The sequence below is a fragment of the Paraburkholderia podalyriae genome (assembly GCF_014397785.1).
GTDB lineage: Bacteria > Pseudomonadota > Gammaproteobacteria > Burkholderiales > Burkholderiaceae > Paraburkholderia > Paraburkholderia podalyriae.
On record NZ_VZQQ01000305.1, the window covers coordinates 1 to 359 of the forward strand.

Genomic DNA, 359 nt, shown 5'->3' on the forward strand with positions numbered 1-359 from the left:
GGGCTCCGGTGCAAATAGCGCGCGTGCGAATCGGTTAAGGTGTCGGACTGAACAAATTGAGAGCCGACGATGAGCAAACTGAAGAGCCTGGACGAACTGTTCGCAGGCCGTCACTTTGACCGTGAAGTGATCATTCTGTATGTTCGCTGGTATTTGCGCTACAAGCTTAGCCTGCGCGATCTGGTCGAAATGATGGCGGAACGAGGTCTCTCGCTGGCGCACACGACGATCCTGCGCTGGGTGCGGCGCTATGCGCCGGAGTTCGTTAAACGGTGGAACCGCTTTGGCAGGCCCACTGGCCAGTCGTGGCGCGTCGACGAGACTTACCTCAAACTGCGCGGCAAGTGGGTCTATCTTTA

1 protein-coding gene is annotated in these 359 nt (G+C 57.4%); it reads left to right on the forward strand.

The genetic code is table 11. The features are described 5' to 3' along the window. Nucleotides 1–69: 69 nt before the first annotated feature. Nucleotides 70–359, forward strand: a 290-nt coding sequence (locus F6X42_RS43155) for an IS6 family transposase (protein ID WP_187639798.1), incomplete at its 3' end; no start/stop codon positions are given.